The organism is Clostridium estertheticum, from assembly GCF_018861295.1.
Taxonomy (GTDB): Bacteria; Bacillota; Clostridia; order Clostridiales; family Clostridiaceae; genus Clostridium_AD; species Clostridium_AD estertheticum_D.
This window is the reverse complement of the sequence record NZ_JAHLDM010000024.1, coordinates 1-19,279: the sequence shown is the minus strand read 5'-3', so window position 1 is coordinate 19,279 and position 19,279 is coordinate 1. Positions and strand designations below refer to the sequence as shown.

Genomic DNA, 19,279 nt, shown 5'->3' with positions numbered 1-19,279 from the left:
TGAAATCATATTATCATTTTATTTATATTAGCACTGCAGAGGCAATTATGACTTTACAAATAATTTAAATATTATCTCTTCCTTTTCCTTATAAACTTTTATAGTTCCACCATGAAGTTTTACAATATCTTTTACAATAGATAGACCTAGACCGCTACCCTCATTACTTCTAGATTGATCCTTTTTATATAATCTTTCAAAAAAGCTACTTACTTCTGTTTCAGAAATTGGCTCCTTAGGAACATTACCCAAAGAAAAAACACCATAGTTTACATTATTATGTTTTTCTCTAGAAACTTTAATTTTAACAGCAGTATTTGGTTTAGAGTACTTTAAAGAATTACTAAGAAGATTATTTACTGCCCTTGCAAGCAAATTAGAATCGCCGTAGGTGTAAACTGGTTCATTTGACAACTCCAATTCTAGTTTTAATGACCTTTCCTCAAAGGTACTATCTTCATCGTCAAATAGTTGTCTTGCTAATTCATTTAATTCTAAGTTTTCATAGTTTAAAACTATATCCTTTGAAGTAAGTTTTGAATACTCAAAAAAGTCCTCCATCATAGTTGTAAGAAACAAACCTTTACGTTCTATTGCATTGATGTATTTATTCATTTCTTCCATGGAATCATATTTTTCTTTCTTAATCATATCAATATATCCAAGAATGGTTGTAAGCGGAGTTCGTATGTCATGAGAAATATTGGTGAGGAATTCGCTTCTTTTTTGATCTTCTTTTTCTAATTCAGAGGCCATAAAGTTGATGTCTTCTGCAAGATCTCTTAATTCGTTTCTATATTTAAGTGGAGTTCTGTGAGTCAAATCACCCTCTGCAATAATTGCCACAGAGGCTTTTATTTTAGAAATATAAGATATTCGTCCCCATATAAGCAGGAAGAAGCATATTAGAAACCCTATTAAGGCGTAAACTAGCATACCTGTGTCATCTTGTGCATATTTTAGATAAACATAATATAAGAAGTACCCGTCTTTCAAATAGTCACAACCAGAAATTTTAAAAACATTATTATCAGTTTTTGAATTAGAATATTCTTTATTACCATCTATAATTTCATTTTTATCAATAGCAAGTAAGCCTTTATTACTTCCGGCTACAACAGTACCTGCAGCATCTACTACATAAAAACTGTAACCAAAAGTGAAGCTATATTTTCTATCTAAAAGCTGCTGTAATTCAGGATGATTATTAAGGTTACTGCTGTTAAGCTCTTTTTCTAAACCAGTAATACTTTCAGAATAGATATTATTTATTCTGTAGGTAGAATTTTTACTATATAAACCAATCCCTTGATTTTTAATCATTATGGCAGCAGTCAAGGAAATCGTTAAAGAGATTAAGGAAATTATAACTAATTCACCCTTGAGTTTAATAATCCTTCTCAATTTTATACCCCATTCCCCAAATAGTTTTTATATATTTACCTTTTTTAACTTTATCACCTAATTTCTCTCTTAAATTACGCATATGAACAATTACGCTGTTATCATTTTCTAAAAAGGTCTCTTTCCATATCAATTCATACAATACTTTAGTTGAATATACTCGTCCCTTGTTTGACGCTAAGGTGCTCAGAATCTCAAATTCCTTTGGAGTTAATATAATTTTTTCTCCGCATTTTTGTACTGTATGCTCTAAAAGATTGATTTCTAAATCCTTTATTTTTAATATGATATCAGCATCAAGACCATTAATAGTGGAAGTCCTTTTTAATATTGCAAGAACTCTTAACGATAATTCTGCAAAGTCAAAAGGCTTAACCACATAATCATCACACCCTTTGATAAAGCCCTTTATTTTGTCTGTTTGCTCACCTTTAGCAGTTAAAAGAATTACAGGGGTATCACAAAATGATCTTAGATTGGCAAGCATTACATAACCATCCATTTTAGGCATCATAATATCTAATAATAGCAGGGAAAATGATTTCTTTTTAGTGATTTCTAAACCTTCTTCGCCATCACAGGCATAATCAATTTCATAACCTTCCCTAGAAAAATAATTTCCAAGCATTTCTCTTATGTCTAGATCATCATCCACAATCAATATTTTATTCGGCATGCTATCACCTATCCCTAAGTTTTTTTTTCTTAATTATACCATTTTAAATTTCTCTTCAGTATAAATAGGTAAATCAGAGGGTTTTACTTTTCTAAGAATAAAAAGTCCATAAATTAATATAGGTAGCATTACTATAATAGATGCTATAGCATTAGGTATTGATATAGTAAAATAAGCTGTATTAATACCTCCACCAACAGCGATTTCTCTAAGACTGCCCAAAATATCAAATATAGCATGAAGCATAATTGCTGGATATATACTTTTATTTCTTAAAACACATGCTGCAAAAAACACTCCAATAAACGTTCCATATGTAATTTGCGTAAGACTAGCAAGCAATGAAAAATGATGTAACAAAAAATGAACTATATGAGTTGAACCAAATAATACACTTGATAAAATTACTGAAAGGTAACAGCCTTTTTTTGTACTTCCCCACTTGCGAAGAATTACACCTAAAACTACACCACGGCACAGTACCTCTTCAAACAATCCTGTAGATAAATAGGTTAATATGAAAAGTATAATTACAAACGGTTTCGATTTATCTATAACAATACTGCCATCTATTAATCCTGCTCCATTAAGAAAAGAAAGTATTATCATAGGCCATACAATCCATAAAGACTTACATTCTTTAAACCGAGTAAATCCTACAATTTTAAATAAATCAAATTGTTTTAAAATCAATATTAAAAATAGACTAGCGATTACTTGTTCAAGTATACCTGTTATATATTCACCAGCTTGAAATCCTAGAAAAGGTGAAAAAATTGGTCCGAGTGGTATAAATGTAAATGCTACAGTAACAATAATTAGAATAGCTGAAAAAATCACGGGTCCATTAAAGGCATACGATTTTAGTCTGTTCATATAAGTGTCTCCTTTTTAAATATTTTATTTGCAGATTTTAAGTGAATTATCTAAGCAAACTCCTATTTGAAAAATTAAATCTGCTATATCTACAATTATAAAATATGAAAAGTATGAAATTTATGTTTTAAAAATAAGTAAATTATAAAGATTACATTTATATCACAGAGTATTTATTCTATAATTCGGAAATAGTTACTGAGCTTTGTATAAAATCTAAGGAAGAGTATAGCTGAATTCACGATTATGTTATAATAAGGTTACCTAATGTGGATGTATCTAACAAGTGTTTAAAATAATAGGATTAATATTTTAATTCTATACAGCCTGAAAATACGAAAAAGACAAAGAGGAGAACAATAATATTGAATATTGAAGAAAACCTCATCCTTATAAAAGGTGAGGATAAGACAGAGAAGGTTATTACTTGTGTAAATAATAATGGTAAGTGTTTAGTTACATTTGATAATAATAAAACATATACATATAGCAGTAATAATGTTAAGTGGTTTAGAAATCCTATTGAGATTAATGCAGAAACTACAATAATATATGAAAACAATGGACCTATATCAGGTGTTGTTAAAATATTCAAGTTTGAAGAGCACATTAGAGTATGCTTTAAATCTGGATACAAAAAGCTTTTTAATATATCGGATATATTAATGGAAGAAACTAGTCTTAATAATAAAATTTCAAATAATTATTTTGAGTATTTAAAGAAACTAGCAGCAAATGTTAGTATTACATTAGAGGATGAAAGTAGTTTTTTGAGCAAGCAGTATAACAAAATAAAAATTATTAGTCCTAGAAGTGTTTTATCATCCTATTTAAAAGTACAAGCTCTTAAAAAAAGAAAAATAACCAAAGAAATAATATTTCCGTTTGGATTTAATCTTAGTCAAAAAAGTGCGACTGAAAAGGCTTTAGGTAATCAAATAAGTGTTATTGAGGGCCCTCCTGGGACTGGTAAAACTCAAACAATATTAAATATTATTGCGAATGCTATTATTAATAATGAAACTGTTGCAGTTGTTTCTAATAACAATTCAGCTACAGCCAATGTATTAGAAAAACTCCAAAAATACGGTGTAGGTTTTATATCAGCATATTTAGGAAACAAAGAGAATAAAGATGAATTTTTTGAAACTCAAAAGGATTCATATCCTGATATGAAAAAATGGGAAATAGAAAATGAGAAGTTAGAAATATTGAAAAGTAGTTTAATGACGTCCAAGCAAAAACTGGATGATATGCTCCATGAACAAAACAAATTAGCTACATTAAAAGAAGAGTTTTCTGAGTTAGACCTTGAGGTAGAGTACTTTAACAAATATTATGATGAAAATAAATATAGTATACAACCTTATAGATCTATGTACAAGCTAGATTCAAATGATGTAATGTCGATACTCGCAAAGTATGAAATCATTTTAGGAAAGTATGGATCATTTAAATTAAGACATAAAATTATAAACATAATTCGGTATGGTATCATAAGCTTTAAATTTTATAAAAACTCTAGCGAAGCTATAGTGGATTATTTAAAAAAAGTCTATTATGAATTAAAATCGAGTGAACTAAGTAGAACTATCGATTTATTAGCAAATAAACTAGAAAAGAATAATTTTGAAGATCTAATGCGTCAATACAGTGAAGACTCTATGCAGGTTCTTAAATCTAATTTGGATAAAAAGTTTACATCAAAAGGTAATAGAACTATATTTACAAAAGATATTTTATGGAAAAACATTGAGGGTTTTCTAAAGGAATATCCAGTAATACTTAGTACTACACATTCTCTAAGAAGCTGTGTAAGTGAAAACTATTTGTTTGATTACGTTATTGTTGATGAAGCTTCTCAGGTTGATATAGTAACTGGTGCACTAGCTTTGTCTTGTGCAAAAAATGTTGTTATTGTTGGAGATTTAAAACAATTACCTAATGTTGTGACAGATGAAGTTGAAAATAAAAGCGATATAATTTTTAAACAATATAACTTGAATTTAGCCTTCAATTATGCTGAAAATAGTTTATTATCTTCAATAACAAAATTATATAGTGATGTTCCAAAGACTTTGCTTCGAGAACACTATAGATGTCATCCTAAAATAATAGGATTCTGTAACAAGAAATTTTATAACAATGAATTAATTATATTAACGAATGAAAGTATTGGGGATAAGCCACTTGTAGTATATAAAACATCTAAGGGGAATCATGCAAGAGGAAATTTTAATCAAAGACAAATAGATGTAATACTTGAGGAAGTAATTCCAAAATTAAATTTAGAGAAATCTTCTAAAGATATTGGTGTTATTTCACCATATAGATTGCAAGTAGATGAACTAAAAAAGCTAATTAAAACTGATAATATTGAAGTAGATACAGTACATAAATATCAAGGTAGAGAAAAAGATACTATCATTTTGACTACTGTTGCAAATCAGATAAATAATTTTATAGATGATCCTAATCTTATAAATGTTGCAGTATCAAGGGCAGAGAATAAATTGATTCTTATAGTTTCTGATAGTGATATAGCAAGTGATAATACTAATATAGGTGATTTAATTAAATATATACAATATAATAATTTTGAAATTATTAATAGCAATATATCTTCAGTATTTGATTTGCTTTATAGCAATTATTCTAAAAAGTTATTAGAAATATTAAATAGGAACAAGAAAGTTTCTGAATTTGCATCAGAAAATCTAATGAATATGGTAATTGAAAAAGTATTATGTCAGGATAAGTTTAAATTCCTTGATGTAGTATTACATCAACCACTTAAAATGCTAATTAAGGATACATCTAAGCTAACAGAGATAGAACACAAATTTGTTAAAAATATTTTATCTCATACAGATTTTATTATCTTTAATAAGTTAGATAAAATGCCAGTGCTAGTGGTCGAAGTAGATGGGTATGCGTTTCATGCTAATAATAAAGTACAATTAGAACGCGATAGGATGAAGGATGAGATACTAAACAAATATAATATACCTATTTTGAGGATAAGTACAAATGAAAGTGGCGAAGAGTTAAAATTAAGTAACAAGCTTTCTGAGGTGTTAAAAATCAAATTTTGAGGTAAAACTGAAGACACCGTAAAAATGATAGTTAAGGAAATACAATTTAAAGAAAAGGACATTATTAAGGAAGAAGTAACACCTGAGGCAGTAGTTGAAGCTATAGATGTTTATAATATTTTAAAAGCGTATAGATTAAAAACATCAAGGGATGAGGGAATAAAACCATATATGGTTTTTAGTAATGCTGAGATGGAAACACTTATTAAAGCTAATCCCAAATCAAAGAGTGAATTACATATGGTTAAAGGGTTCGGAGATAAGAAAGTTGAAAAATATGGGGAAGAAATATTGGGAATTATAAAGAATGCAGCGAGTTGAATGAGCAGGATTAATTATATACGGTAACTGTTTCAACTCATTCTTAATGTTTATTTAAAAAATTTCCTAAGTTAATTATATGTTGTTCATATATTCCAAAGCCTATTTTACATTTTTCATTGAAGACTTCTACAGTATAACTAAGCTTTCTGCCTTCAATAGCTACCAATGTCGCTTTTACGGTAACTTTCGTGTTAATAGAAGTTGGATTTATATGTTCAACATTAATTTTGGTCCCAACGGATCTATAATTCTGAGGCATGTTATCCACTACTATATGATTAGCTGTATCTTCTATAAATCTAATCATGCTAGGTGTAGATAGTGTAATGACACCTTTATTTCCAATAAAGTCTGCTGTATCTTCTGATTTCACTATATATTCATTAACTAATGTTTTTCCTACCTTAAAAAGAGTATTAAAGTCCATTTGATAATCATCCTTTCTTTTGTATTATTAAGTTTTTATATAAAAATCAATAAATTATTATAACATATCTTTCATGAACGAAAAAGTAGCGAAGTAGTTTTAAACCAATACGGTAAAATTTTCTTAAAACATATAAATTGAGCCATGTGATAAATAGACGAAGCAAAGAAAGAAATCAACAATATAGTGGATCCCTTTCATGCCAGCATCCAACTGTCACTCTTAATCTTTCATTTTATTTAAAGTAAATTTTGAATTTGTGTTTCAATACTCATTGGTTCAATAGGAGATTCAAATCTTCCTACAACATTTCCTTGTCTATCTATTAAGAATTTAGTAAAATTCCATTTGATTGAATCATCTAATAAATATTCAGGAAAATTTTCTTTTAGAACTGAAGAGATCATTTTGCCGCTTGGATCGTTCATGTCAAATCCTTCAAATGCTAATTGGTTAGTTAAATATTTAAATAAAGGATGGATGTTATTACCTCTAACCTGAACCTTTTCTGATAGTGGGAAAGTTACTCCGAAATTTATTTCACAAAACTGTTTTACCTCTTGATTATTTGCAGGTTCTTGCTTAGCAAATTCATTAGATGGAAAACCAAGTATTTCAAAGCCTTCAGCATTATGTTTCTCATAGAGTTTTTGTAAATCTTTGTATTGTGGGGTAAAACCACATTTACTTGCAGTATTTACAATTAATAATACCTTGCCTTTAAATTGATTAAGGGTTTCATCCTCACCATCAATAGTTTTAAACTTAAAGTCATAAATTGTCATAATATAAAATCCTCCTTTATATACTTATCTAATTAATATGGTTGCTATTTCAGTTGATTTCATTCAATTACATAAAATTAAATTGAATGAAATCTATTTTCTATTTAAAGATATCATTTTAGTTACATAATGTCAAGTATCAGTCTTAAACATTGATATCTATTGGAGTATTTTGTTATTTTAATAATTGATTTATGGTTAATGGTCCCACAATTCCATCAGGTTTTAAAGCTCTTATAGTTTGAAATTTCTTCACAGCCACTAGCGTATTTACACCAAAATATGAATCAGCTCCAGTTTTTCCACAACTAAAGGCTAATGCAATAAGTCGCTGCTGTATCCACCTTGTAAGTTCATTATGCGATCCATTAGTGAAAAATATCTTAGCTATAACCTCATTGGTATGTGTACCTTTGATACCATCTTCAATAAGCTTGTCCCCGTTTTTATCTTTTAATCCTACTAAGTTGACAGCATGTTGAAAAGCCTTTACAACTATATTTATAATTATTACAGGGGTTATTGGTGGAATTGAACTAACAAATATACTAGTACTAAATTCATCTAAATCAACAGATCCATTTATTCCGTCTATTCTTCCAGATTCTGAATATTGAAACCCTATATAATTAGCTGCATCTGGTTTTGCTACTCCATAATGTGCCACCCATAAAGGTATATTTTTAACTGAGCTATTTAAATTATTTGCGTAAAAATAATCTCCTGTATAAATGCATACTTCATTGTTAGTTGATATTAGATAATTCGCGAACTGCATTATATTAGAGCTTGTCTTAGTTATTGTTTGACCTAATGATACTTCCACATCTATAGCGTGTTTACAATCGGAGGAAAGCCCTTTTATAACACTTAAGAAAAATTTTGCTTCTAATATTGGATCGTTTGCTCTTAGATAATGATAAAAACCAATTTTAAGTCCTGCCGCTTTTGCTCCAGCATATTGAGACTTTAAAAGCGGATTGGTATAAGTGATTCCTTCAGTGGCCTTAATATAAACTATTTCTATTCCACTGTTTTTTACCTTCTCAAAATCTACATTTAGTTGATAACTAGATATATCTATTCCTTTCATAAAACATCATCTCCAATTTTAATTATATCTGATTATTTATAGTCCCCCATTAATGTTTTTCGTTCTATAATCTTTTGCTTATATACATTATGAAAATTGCCAGAAAATGTACCATATAAGAGATGTTATTAATAAATAATGTATCTAAAGAATTGTAAATATACTTAATGCTTTATTTCAAAGGAAAATGCTTGAATAATATTTAATAGCCTCAAAGTGAAATTAACACAATTAAAGTAAGTAACCCCATATCATCATTAGATAGGGGGTTACTTACGACGAAATATTCAAAAAGTAGGAATTATTTCTTTTTAAGTAAATCATAAATCTTCGTAATATATATATTAATGCTAACTAGAGATACTGTAATAACTCCAAGAAAAAAACTTTGCCAATCAATATTCATTCATTATCTTCCTCCTACCCATATAATTCTACAAACCCGTTTTAAAACATATATAATCATACCATTATTTCCATAAATTAAATATAGATATATTTTAATCTACATAGACTTCTGTATATCTACAAAGATATTCCGTTTGTGCAATAAGACTTACGTTTAACGTCATTTTGATTATCATATAAGTTTATATATGATAATATAAAATACATAGTTTGGTGACATGAAATAATGCCAACAAAAGATATAGTTTTTATGTTACTAGCCTCTGAAATTTGGCTATGTAAGGGAACTGGAATTACAAACTTAATTATATAAATAAAGTGATTAGTTGTTTAAAACAGACTTTACATGATTCTAAAATGATAATAAAAGGAGATGAAAATATGGAACTTGTTAGCTCAATGCTTAAATTTTTAGTAACATTTTTAATGTTTTTTTTTCCTGTTCAAATTATTCTATATATTGTTAATGATAAATTTAATATATTTACACCAATTCAGAAATTCATTAAGAAAAGTGGTAAAGAAAATTTGATACGTATATTTGTTTTTATTATATCACTTGTTTTATTCCTACTTATCGGTAATTATATTACTCCTGATGATTTCGAGTTTGGAATTTTAGCTGGTGGTTACTACGGAATAGTATTTACAATATTACCAAGACATTAAAAAATAACATATGATATAGGTTGATAACATGATGCATTGTTTTGTTACGATTATATCAGTTGTGAGGCGGATATTCATATAAATTATAAATGTGAAATAGCTAAAAATAGAACATTTAAAAGTATAATTAATATATTTGTTATAGTTGTTTTATTTACTTTTACAATGTGGGGTGCCAAAGAACTTCTTGATATAATGATAAGCTACCAAAATCATGAAAACATAATTTTTTCAGAGATTTTATTTAAAATTATTGTGGTGTATTCTTTTTCTGTGTTTTTTCACGAGATTGGTCACTTAATAGTTTTAAAGTTATGTAAATATAATTTTAGATTATTTATTGTAGGTCCATTTATAATAATAAATGATAATAGTAAATTAAAGTTCAGATTTAAGATTACTAGGTTAGTTACAGGTGGAGCAGTAATTATAGATGTAAATAATTCCATAACCTGTGAACAAGATTTTCAAAAGTTCGTTGTAAACTTAAAATTAATATTAAGTGGCGGGGTTTTATTTAACATAGTATTAATATTAATAGGAGTATCGTTTTTGTTTTTTAAATTAACTATAGATATAGGAGTTATTTTATTAATACTAAATATAGATTTCATAATTTCATGCATACTACCCAATTGTGATATACATAGGGTCATTAAATTAAATCAAAATCCTGAAGCTAGTGTACTTTTTTTTATTGAAGATTTAGTGACAAATTATAAATTTAATGATTTTTGCAAAAAAAGATAGATAGCTATATTGATGAAATTTTAATAAATAAACAGTATAATTTAGAGTTATTAGGTTGTATATTTCCTATTATTGAAGATAAACTAATACATAATGAGAAGCAATTGGTTCAAGTTAATACGTTTATTAATTGGTTTGTAGATAACTATAAGGAAATAAAATCTTTGAAAAATATAAATATAAATATAAAAATAAAGGTAGATAAGTTGATGTATCGGATTATTTTATATAAACTGTTACCTATAGATAGGATAGGAGGAATAAGAATAACTAGCAATATGAGAAAGCTAAGCAACCATCCTTTAGATAAAATTTATATGGAATTTGAAGGCTATACAAAAAAACGATTAAGTTTAGAAAGTATTAGCAGGACTTAGGTATGAAAGTAAAAAGAACTGGCTTAGCAACATATGTTTTTACAACCCACCAATCTAAATGATGTGGGGGTTAATATATTTATAGTATATTAATATTATTTAAGTATTCTAATAAACTAATTAAGACGTTTATAAATAATATATATAATTACTAATAACATGAATATTACATATAGTGCTGTGAAAACATTAGACATTTTCTTTATCTCTTTCTGTTCTTTTTTATAGGCATCTCGACTAAGTTATATCCTGTAAAACTTCTTTTAATATATCTAGTCATCACAATTGTGGTATGTGCAATCATAGAATCATAGGAAAGACCTTGAAATTCTTTTCCAAGGTCCAAATAAGATTTACATATTTTAAAGAAAACTTAGATACATAAAGAGCAATAATCTGTTCTTCTGTTAAGCTTAAATCAGTACAAATGAGTCCAATCCATTTCTTTTTAAGTAAATCATAAATCTTCTTAATATATATATTAATGCTAACTAGAGATACTGTAATAACTCCAAGAAAAAAACTTTGCCAATCAATATTCATTCATTATATAATGTTATTGAAAATTGTAATTTATATGCACTAATTGTCATTGTGTCAGGGAGGAGATAAATGAACAAATCACGAAACATAATAAAAAAAGCAATGTTAATATTCTGCGTTGCTATCCTGCCTATATCATTCTCAAATCGCGCAATATATGGCACATGGAATGTATTTGCTTATCCTAATAGGGTGACTATTAATGGATACCGGTATGATAATAATAGAGAGATTATGGCTTTAACAGATAATAATAAGCCAAAATATGAGGTGTCAACAATTATTGATAGAATTACATTTAAAGCAATTTACAGTAATGGAATAAAATCCATTGGGTATGGGAAATCTGTTTATTTGTATTTAGGGGGTGATAGATACCTTATTCTTAGGTGCGGTGGTGGAGCTTGATGTAGAGTAATAGATATTTTATAACACAATCGTATAAAAAAACGAACTAATATTAGGGAGGATGTAGCATGGCAAAGTATGAAAAGACTATTAGTGGTCAATTTGAGGAAGTAATTCATCAGTTGGAAAACGATATTGCCAGCAGTGGCATAACTATGAATTTAGTGGATGAAAGCAACCAAACTTATGGAGACACCAATATAGCGGTTAGGGTGTATGATAAATATTTTATGAGGAACGGCAATAGAGCAAGTTTAAGCCTTACTGTAGTAGGTAAAGGGAGTAATATTTTTATTTCTGCAATCGGTGCTGGTGGAGGAAAAGGTATTATTTTTAACTTCAGTCTCGGTGCTGAAGATGACATGGTGGCGGTAGTAGAAAGAAGTGTAGAAGGAATGAATAACTCTTATTGAGTTATTCATTTGCAACTTTCTTAAGCATGAGTTGTAACTGTAACCTATATTGTAACAAGCAACCATTTAATTAATGTGTGGGTTAATATATTAATATTATTTAACTATTCTAATGGACTAATTAAAACGTCTATAAATAATATATATAATTCCTAATAACATGAATATTACATATATTACTGTGAGAACATTAGACATTTTCTTTATCTCTTTCTGCTCTTTTTTATAATCATCTCGACTAAGTATTTTATTCCTATTAGGAAAAAAAGGTATGGCTAATGGTAGAATAAGAAAATTTATTAATAATATTAACACATCAGATCTAATAATTCCTGTAGGGTTAGCAAATAATTTGAACTCAAATAATAAACTAATTGTAGTTAATACACTTATAATTATTGATAGTGTAGTTAAAAATTCTCCGATTTTTTTATTTTTTTTGAAAGAAACGCTAAATCCCTTTAATTCAAGATAATATAGTAATAATGTTAAAAGGCTCAAACCCTCTATACCAAAGAAAATCACATTAATACTAATAACACCACTACCGGAAACTAGTTTATAAAGAGAATATCCCATTAAAGTCAATATTGTTATTATAACGGAAACTCTGATTGCTTTATTCATTGCGTATTGATGTAATTCATCATCGTCTACAGTCAATGTCATAAAAAAACAAGCTATTATAAAAGTGGCAAACACAACATGTGCAGACAAAAATATATTCCCTAAATTATTCATTATTTATCCTCCTCAACAATCTCAAAAACTTCATTAATGCTTTTATTAAAGTAGTTTGCTATAGAAAAAGTCAGTTTTAGAGAGGGATTAAAAGTTCCCCGTTCTATTTCTAAAATAGTACTTCTATTTACGCCTAAATCTATAGCCAAGTCTTCTTGTGTTAAATTTCTTTCAGCTCTAAGAACTTTTATCTTTGTATTAAATAACTTTTTTCTTTTTACCATAATACGCCTCCATATAAATTTATTATAGTATCAATGTTGTATATAGTCAACAAAAAGTTGATTATAATTATTATAATAGTATATATAGTTATCAATTAAAGGTCTTAGCCTATTAAATTTGCGATGAGAACAAGAACTTTAATTGTTGGACTATTAGTTATTTATGAAATTATTAAAAGTAATTTATGATAATTATGGTATGATTAGCTTAAAATTCATAAAAATACATAATAAAATTTCTTATGTATTTTTAAAATCAAAAGGGGGTGTGGTAATGAACTATTTTTATGAAACTTTATTTATAGAAATGATTGTTGGAATTTTTTATATTTATAAGATAGGAACAGTTTTAAAATTATTTCGAAAGGGGAGAAAAAAGATTTATCTAGTATTGATAATTATATTAGTACCGCTAGGCGGTTCACTTTTTTATAATATTACGTTACCTAAAATTAAGGATATAAAGTATGCTTTGAATGAAAAGTTGTTAGTATACGAGGGGACAGTACAAAAAACGTATATGACTGGATGGCCTAACTCATTTATTTTAGATGATAAAGAATATCAATATAATCCTTGGAAATTTAAGCCTATAGAAAAAAGCAGATATAAGCTTTATTATTTACCTACTAGTAAATTTGTTGTGAAATATGAAAAAAAACAATAATTTTAGCGACTAGGTTACTTATATTAATATTTCATTATTTGAGGAGGATTTTATGAGCATAAAAATGATGCACCATGTCTGTATTCAAACAGAAAAATATGAGGAATCATTTCAATTTTACACTAAGGTTTTAGAATTTAAATTAGTTACAGAAACAGAAGATTTCCATAAAAGAGCTTTTAATACATGGTTAAGACTGGGAACATTTATGATTGAATTACAGACGGGTAAAAATGGCGATAAATTAAAGAAGTGGAGTTCATTAGACCAAGGAATAGTTCATATGTGTTTTTTAGTGGATAATGTTCAAGAAGAGTTTGATAGGATAAAAAAACTAGGCTATACCAATTTTAAGATTAAAAATGGAGAAGAAATATATAAAGTTGAGGGCGGATATTTATTTAAAATTAAAGCACCTGAAGGTACTGAAATTGAAATAAGGGATACACAGATATAAAAATCTAAATTGGTATAGGGAGTTTTTATTATTTGAATTTGTAAAATAAATAACTGATGAATTGTATTATTAATCCGCTAATCATGCATAGATTTATCAAAGGAACTCATGGCAGCGAGATAGATTGAAGAATAAATATTGTTAATGACAATATAACTACAGTTGAAAATGTTATGCTTAATTGGTAGTAACATGGTTGTCTTATCAGTAAACTTATTTAGGGGTGGTTTAAAATGACTTTCCTGGAACAAGTGCATTAAGTGTTTTTTTCATGGCGGAATTATTAAATAATAGATTAATTGGATGTTGTTTTTAGTTAAATGATATTATTCAGATGCATCAAGAATGTTTATGATTGGACAAGTAAGTGATGAAGCTAGAAAGATAGTAGAAATAACAAAGGAATAGAAGTAGTGGAACCTTGGGGCTTTTTAGGTGACATAAGCTCAGCGGTGCAAGGATATGCAGAAAGTAATGGATACTCAGTAGTTAGGGATTTTGGAGGGCATGGGGTTGGACTAGATATTCATGAGGATCCATTTGTTTTTCATTTTGGAACTAAAGGAACAGATATGATTTTGGCGCCGGGAATGGTATTTACGATTGAACCAATGATAAATGGTGGAAGCCATGAAATATTTATAGATGAGGATAATGGATGGACAGCATTTACTGCCGATGGATCACTTTCAGCACAATGGGAGCATACAATTCTTGTAACCGAAGACGGAATGGAAATAATATCAAAATAACAATGATTCTTTAAAATAGTATAAAATTTTTTTAATGTTTTGTTGTAAATAAAGATTATCTCAAAAGTCCAATTCATGAATTATGTAAAATATAACTTTCATTTATAATGCAAAAAGCTATGAAATTAAGATATTAATCTTAAATTGTATAGCTTTTATTTAAATTTAAACCAATTGGCATAAAAGCCTTGACTTGTACCTCAAGTCATAAGATTAAGAGAGACTTTAGAACTTTCATTAGCTGAAAAAAACGGGTTTGTGTCAAACGCATTGATTAGAATTTCCCATGGCAATTTCGGTGAGATTTTTGTGTGTTGCTTTGAACCTTTTTTAAACATTACTATAGACAATAATGAAAAGAAAGAAGCATGGTTAAAGCTTTAATTAAATCTTATGATATGCTTAATAGTATTGGAGTACCTGGAAAAACTTTTTATTTATATTTAGAAATATTAAATGAGGATTACTAAAGATATACGCAAATCGATAAGAAAATAGATTTAAAACAAACTTTAAAAAATATATTTTCTTATTTAAAGGAAGGTGGGATACTGATATTTAGTTGGGAGCATCCGATTTATCAATGTTTAGGAAGTAAAGATACTAATATAATTGTGGAAAGGTCATACTTTGATGATGGGGTTCAGCCAGATAAAACATTTAGGGGACAACCAGTTACTTTGAATAGAATTAGATTAAGCACTTTTATTAATGATTTAATATCTTCAGGTTTAAATATTGAAAAACTCATTGAGGGAGATATTTCAGAAAAGTACACAAATTTGGAGGTGGAATATTCGGAAAAATATTATTCTCTTTATATGGCTAAGTACATGCCTACTTCATTTATAATTAAAGCAAAAAAATTAAATTAAGAAATTTGCACATTTTTCATTAACTACGGACTAAACTTATTTTAAGGTGGGGTGAACTGTGCATTAAAAATAATTGAATTTATTTCATTTTGATGTTCTTCACTTGATACGATAACTTCAATACCATTTTTCTTAAATCCGTCTTGATAAAAAGAACTTTGCATAGTATATTTTATGCCAGTTAATAGTACCTTTTGTAAATTCAATTCAATCGCTTTTGTACTGTAGTATCAATAATACTTATCATTGGAATATCTACATGTTGATTTACTTGATGAAATACAGAGTGAGGAGAATTTGCAGCTATGATTACAAAATCTGCTCCTTCATTTTTTAATGAATTTAACAAGCTTTGCAAAAATGAAAGCAAAAAAGGGTTATACATTATGTCAGATTGTAATAATCCTACAACATATACTCTAAATAATAATCAACGAATAAGCATAGCATACCAAATGGCAAAGAATTTATTAGAATGGACTTTAAACAATAATTATATATATTAAGTATACATTCAGATGGGGGCTATTTCTAATTTTTAAAGAATTGTAAACATATTTAATTTATGGCAATTATGGTATAATTAAATATATATTTTATGATAAGCTTATAAAAAATCGTATAGTAATGATTTGAAAATGTAAAGGGGAGGAGTAATTTGAAAACAATTGGGTTAATAGGTGGAATGAGTTGGGAATCATCACTTGAATATTACAGAATTATAAATGAAACTGTCAAATTAAAATTAGGAGGACTTCATTCGGCACAATGCTTAATATATTCAGTAGATTTTGAAGAAATAGAAGTATTACAGCATGAAAATAAATGGGATGAATTAACTAATATTATGGTTAATGCTGCTGAAAAGCTTAAAAATGGTGGTGCCGATTTTATTATAATATGTACTAATACAATGCATAAAATGGCAAGTGATATAGAGAATAAAGTTGGAATAAAAGTTTTACATATAGCCGAAGTAACTGGTGAAAAAATAATTGGAAAGGGAATGAAAAAGGTAGGATTACTTGGAACTAAATTTACTATGGAACAAGATTTTTATAAACAAGTCTTAAAGGAAAAATGTAATATTGATGTAATTATTCCAGATGAAAATGAGAGAGAAATCATTCATGAAATTATTTATAATGAATTATGTAAGGGTATAATAACTGAAGTTTCAAAGGACAAATATATAAATATTATAAATAATTTAGCATTAAAGGGTGCTGAGGGAGTAGTGCTAGGGTGTACAGAAATACCTTTATTGATAAAGCAAGAAGATGTTAATATACCAGTTTTTGATACAACAAGAATACATGCTACTTCTGCGGTTGAATTTGCTTTAGATAAATAGTCTACAAATTGTTATGATGTTAGTATCCAATATTAAACTTTCACGACATAACACTTTTGAAATAATATTTTTAATGATTGTAGTTAATATATAGAATAATATAATTAAGCAAATATTCTATATATTATCACACAAAAATGAGAAGTAAATACTATTGATACTATATTCAGTGATAGAAAGGATGATATTTATGAAGGTGATTGGAATAAATGGTAGTGCCCGTGAAAATGGGAATACTGCAATATTAATTCAAACAGTGTTTAATGAATTGGAAAAGCAAGAGATAGAAACAGAATTGATACAACTATTTGATAAAGAAATTAAAAGTTGTAAGGGCTGTTTTGCTTGTAAAGGGAATAGAGAATGTATTATTAGAGATGATGATTTTAATGAATGTTTTCATAAAATGGTTGAGTCAGATGGAATTATACTCGGTTCACCAGTTTACTCGGCAGATATATCATCTAAGATGAAAGCTTTTGTTGAACGTTCAGGAGTTATTATTTCAACTAATCCTAAACTCCTTAAATATAAAGTTTGTGCCTCTGTTGTGGCACTTCGGCGTGGTGGTGGGATGACTGCTGTAGATACTTTAAATCATTTTTTATTAAACAAAGAGGTTTTACTGGTAGGTTCTACTTATTGGAATATGGTTTATGGGAAAGAAGTTGGTGATGTTTTAAAGGATAAGGAAGGTATGGAAAATATGAAAAATCTAGGTCAAAATATGGCATGGGTAATAAAAAAAATTAATAGTTAATGTTTTTAAAAAAACACTAAATCTTAAATTAAGTTAATGAACTATAGTATTTTAAGTCGAACTACAGATTTTTTATATTAAGTAAAAAATGGGAGTTATTAGTACATGAGTATTAAATTTAAAAAAGTGAGCGACTTTAATCGAGGAATACTTTTCGAATTATTGGCAGATGCGTATTCATTTGATTGTAGATATGAACAAAGTTGTAATTCTGATTGGCAAGTTTTTGACAACTTTTTCTTTGACAATTTACAAATTGCAGATAAATATGGGTTTATCACAACAGTAAACGATGAAGTCATCGGATTTGTTTCATGGGATCCGAGAAATATGCCTGAGTATGCAGAGATTGGGCATAATTGCATTGCTTCAAAACATAAAGGCAACGGTTATGGCAAAATACAGCTTCAAGAAGCGGTCAATAGAATCACCCAAAATGATGTGAGAAAAATCATTGTAACCACGAATGATGACCTAATCCCTGCTCAACGAATGTATGAGAGTGTTGGATTCACAATACATAAAAAAAGGAAGAATCAAAGTATCGCAGATTTTGCTGGTGAACACATAGATTATGTATATTTTTTATAGTAAGTTTATGCATTTACCGATGCAACCTTGACAAGTGGACAGGTCGGTGGGACTTGAGTAACCCTCAACATTGCCACTGGGGCTATTCTATAATAATTGTTATGACATGAATATAATAAGCATAACAGGTAGTTAAGTTGGTTCGATATCTTCATTTACCGCGTCACAATGGTATAGTACTGTGAATTCGTATATAAAGTAAATACTTGGAAGGATGGTGAGATAGTATAAACAAATTTTTTAGATTTATAACTATTGCTTTAATATTGTGTATAGTATTTGTAATGGGATGTTCTAAGGGTATATCACTTACAAATACTATAAAAGCGCTTAAATTTAAAAATATAAAATCTGCAAAAATTGAATTAGCAAGCGCTGGTGGAATGACTGCTAAAACTTATACTTTTGATTTTAATAACTCTGACCATACTAAAATGCTAAAAGACGTTATAAACTATTTAAATTCTGCTAAGATCCAAGGAAATGCATATGATAAAAAAGTTACCAATAAAGGTGGTTTAAAATGTACCCTATAGAGTAGACGATTTAAAAAAACCTACGCTATAGGGTTTTTCTATGTATAATTAAATATAAGAATAGAGGTGGATAA

At 28.0% G+C, this 19,279-nt stretch carries 25 protein-coding genes and 1 pseudogene; 16 read left to right on the top strand and 10 right to left on the bottom strand.

The features are described from left to right. Window positions 1–45: 45 nt before the first annotated feature. The 3 genes from KPL54_RS19440 to KPL54_RS19430 are packed head-to-tail and all read right to left on the bottom strand — an operon-like array spanning window position 46 to window position 2,956. Window positions 46–1,404 (bottom strand): HAMP domain-containing sensor histidine kinase, encoded by a 1,359-nt coding sequence (locus KPL54_RS19440; protein ID WP_216108183.1) that lies wholly within the window; start codon window positions 1,402–1,404, stop codon window positions 46–48. After that, the gene (locus KPL54_RS19435; RefSeq protein WP_216108182.1) at window positions 1,388–2,080 is read right to left on the bottom strand and encodes a response regulator transcription factor; all 693 of its coding nucleotides are present in this window, start codon (window positions 2,078–2,080) and stop codon (window positions 1,388–1,390) included. Before KPL54_RS19435 ends, KPL54_RS19440 begins: the two co-directional genes overlap by 17 nt. A 33-nt stretch (window positions 2,081–2,113) precedes the next feature. After that, window positions 2,114–2,956 carry a CPBP family intramembrane glutamic endopeptidase gene (locus KPL54_RS19430; protein WP_216108181.1) on the bottom strand — a complete coding sequence of 281 codons (843 nt, stop codon included), beginning with the start codon at window positions 2,954–2,956 and terminating at the stop codon, window positions 2,114–2,116. Window positions 2,957–3,321: 365 nt separating this feature from the next. Between KPL54_RS19430 and KPL54_RS19425 the strand changes: the two genes are divergently transcribed. Both KPL54_RS19425 and KPL54_RS19420 read left to right on the top strand, forming a co-directional pair. Beyond that, the gene (locus KPL54_RS19425; RefSeq protein WP_216108180.1) at window positions 3,322–6,051 is read left to right on the top strand and encodes an AAA domain-containing protein; all 2,730 of its coding nucleotides are present in this window, start codon (window positions 3,322–3,324) and stop codon (window positions 6,049–6,051) included. Between the two features lie 24 nt (window positions 6,052–6,075). After that, window positions 6,076–6,372 carry an HRDC domain-containing protein gene (locus tag KPL54_RS19420; RefSeq protein ID WP_216108179.1) on the top strand — a complete coding sequence of 99 codons (297 nt, stop codon included), beginning with the start codon at window positions 6,076–6,078 and terminating at the stop codon, window positions 6,370–6,372. A gap of 43 nt (window positions 6,373–6,415) precedes the next feature. Here the strand turns inward: KPL54_RS19420 and KPL54_RS19415 are convergent, their stop codons facing one another. The 3 genes from KPL54_RS19415 to KPL54_RS19405 all read right to left on the bottom strand — a co-directional run bounded on the left by KPL54_RS19415 (window position 6,416) and on the right by KPL54_RS19405 (window position 8,680). After that, entirely contained in the window at window positions 6,416–6,802 is a 387-nt protein-coding gene (locus tag KPL54_RS19415) for a thioesterase family protein (RefSeq protein ID WP_216108178.1), read from the bottom strand. A 239-nt stretch (window positions 6,803–7,041) separates the two neighbouring features. Further along, entirely contained in the window at window positions 7,042–7,587 is a 546-nt protein-coding gene (locus KPL54_RS19410) for a glutathione peroxidase (protein WP_216108176.1), read from the bottom strand. 175 nt (window positions 7,588–7,762) lie between these two features. Beyond that, complete coding sequence (locus KPL54_RS19405) at window positions 7,763–8,680, bottom strand: GH25 family lysozyme (RefSeq protein WP_216108175.1); 918 nt, start codon at window positions 8,678–8,680, stop codon at window positions 7,763–7,765. 789 nt (window positions 8,681–9,469) lie between these two features. Between KPL54_RS19405 and KPL54_RS19400 the strand changes: the two genes are divergently transcribed. From KPL54_RS19400 to KPL54_RS19380, 5 genes are all read left to right on the top strand, one after another. After that, on the top strand, window positions 9,470–9,757 hold the full coding sequence (locus tag KPL54_RS19400; protein WP_216108174.1) for a hypothetical protein: 288 nt from the start codon (window positions 9,470–9,472) through the stop codon (window positions 9,755–9,757). A 36-nt stretch (window positions 9,758–9,793) separates the two neighbouring features. Next, a complete protein-coding gene (locus tag KPL54_RS19395; RefSeq protein WP_216108172.1) occupies window positions 9,794–10,507 on the top strand; it encodes a site-2 protease family protein in 714 nt (237 codons plus the stop codon). A 104-nt stretch (window positions 10,508–10,611) separates the two neighbouring features. Further along, window positions 10,612–10,884, top strand: coding sequence for a hypothetical protein (locus KPL54_RS19390; protein WP_216108170.1), 273 nt, complete (start codon window positions 10,612–10,614; stop codon window positions 10,882–10,884). Window positions 10,885–11,496: 612 nt separating this feature from the next. Next, on the top strand, window positions 11,497–11,835 hold the full coding sequence (locus tag KPL54_RS19385; protein WP_216108168.1) for a hypothetical protein: 339 nt from the start codon (window positions 11,497–11,499) through the stop codon (window positions 11,833–11,835). A 68-nt stretch (window positions 11,836–11,903) separates the two neighbouring features. Then, window positions 11,904–12,248 carry a DUF6054 family protein gene (locus tag KPL54_RS19380; RefSeq protein WP_216108167.1) on the top strand — a complete coding sequence of 115 codons (345 nt, stop codon included), beginning with the start codon at window positions 11,904–11,906 and terminating at the stop codon, window positions 12,246–12,248. A 117-nt stretch (window positions 12,249–12,365) separates the two neighbouring features. Here KPL54_RS19380 and KPL54_RS19375 read toward each other — a convergent pair whose 3' ends face one another. Both KPL54_RS19375 and KPL54_RS19370 read right to left on the bottom strand, forming a co-directional pair. After that, entirely contained in the window at window positions 12,366–12,989 is a 624-nt protein-coding gene (locus KPL54_RS19375) for a hypothetical protein (RefSeq protein WP_216108165.1), read from the bottom strand. Next, entirely contained in the window at window positions 12,989–13,213 is a 225-nt protein-coding gene (locus KPL54_RS19370) for a helix-turn-helix transcriptional regulator (protein ID WP_071612342.1), read from the bottom strand. The genes KPL54_RS19375 and KPL54_RS19370 overlap by 1 nt, the downstream gene beginning before the upstream one ends. Before the next feature lie 274 nt (window positions 13,214–13,487). Between KPL54_RS19370 and KPL54_RS19365 the strand changes: the two genes are divergently transcribed. The 4 genes and pseudogenes from KPL54_RS19365 (at window position 13,488) to KPL54_RS19350 (ending at window position 15,964) form a co-directional block, all read left to right on the top strand. Beyond that, window positions 13,488–13,880 (top strand): hypothetical protein, encoded by a 393-nt coding sequence (locus KPL54_RS19365; protein WP_216108164.1) that lies wholly within the window; start codon window positions 13,488–13,490, stop codon window positions 13,878–13,880. A 52-nt stretch (window positions 13,881–13,932) separates the two neighbouring features. Further along, a complete protein-coding gene (locus tag KPL54_RS19360; RefSeq protein WP_216108163.1) occupies window positions 13,933–14,337 on the top strand; it encodes a VOC family protein in 405 nt (134 codons plus the stop codon). A 324-nt stretch (window positions 14,338–14,661) separates the two neighbouring features. After that, window positions 14,662–15,089 (top strand): annotated as a pseudogene (locus KPL54_RS19355) (M24 family metallopeptidase); the annotation flags it as partial. Between the two features lie 680 nt (window positions 15,090–15,769). Then, window positions 15,770–15,964, top strand: a complete 195-nt coding sequence (locus tag KPL54_RS19350) for a hypothetical protein (protein WP_216108161.1) — start codon at window positions 15,770–15,772, stop codon at window positions 15,962–15,964. Window positions 15,965–16,005: 41 nt separating this feature from the next. Here KPL54_RS19350 and KPL54_RS19345 read toward each other — a convergent pair whose 3' ends face one another. Next, entirely contained in the window at window positions 16,006–16,170 is a 165-nt protein-coding gene (locus tag KPL54_RS19345; RefSeq protein WP_216108159.1) for an aspartate/glutamate racemase family protein, read from the bottom strand. Then, window positions 16,167–16,349 carry an aspartate/glutamate racemase family protein gene (locus KPL54_RS26850; protein ID WP_375373004.1) on the bottom strand — a complete coding sequence of 61 codons (183 nt, stop codon included), beginning with the start codon at window positions 16,347–16,349 and terminating at the stop codon, window positions 16,167–16,169. The genes KPL54_RS19345 and KPL54_RS26850 overlap by 4 nt, the downstream gene beginning before the upstream one ends. Here KPL54_RS26850 and KPL54_RS19335 point away from each other — a divergent pair. The 5 genes from KPL54_RS19335 to KPL54_RS19315 all read left to right on the top strand — a co-directional run bounded on the left by KPL54_RS19335 (window position 16,270) and on the right by KPL54_RS19315 (window position 19,205). Next, window positions 16,270–16,470 carry a hypothetical protein gene (locus KPL54_RS19335; protein ID WP_216108266.1) on the top strand — a complete coding sequence of 67 codons (201 nt, stop codon included), beginning with the start codon at window positions 16,270–16,272 and terminating at the stop codon, window positions 16,468–16,470. The genes KPL54_RS26850 and KPL54_RS19335 overlap by 80 nt on opposite strands. A 152-nt stretch (window positions 16,471–16,622) precedes the next feature. After that, window positions 16,623–17,318 (top strand): aspartate/glutamate racemase family protein, encoded by a 696-nt coding sequence (locus tag KPL54_RS19330; protein ID WP_216108156.1) that lies wholly within the window; start codon window positions 16,623–16,625, stop codon window positions 17,316–17,318. Window positions 17,319–17,508: 190 nt separating this feature from the next. Further along, window positions 17,509–18,078, top strand: a complete 570-nt coding sequence (locus KPL54_RS19325; protein WP_216108155.1) for a flavodoxin family protein — start codon at window positions 17,509–17,511, stop codon at window positions 18,076–18,078. Window positions 18,079–18,183: 105 nt separating this feature from the next. Then, on the top strand, window positions 18,184–18,669 hold the full coding sequence (locus KPL54_RS19320) for a GNAT family N-acetyltransferase (protein WP_216108153.1): 486 nt from the start codon (window positions 18,184–18,186) through the stop codon (window positions 18,667–18,669). A 284-nt stretch (window positions 18,670–18,953) separates the two neighbouring features. Continuing rightward, complete coding sequence (locus tag KPL54_RS19315; RefSeq protein ID WP_216108151.1) at window positions 18,954–19,205, top strand: hypothetical protein; 252 nt, start codon at window positions 18,954–18,956, stop codon at window positions 19,203–19,205. Window positions 19,206–19,279: the final 74 nt, after the last annotated feature.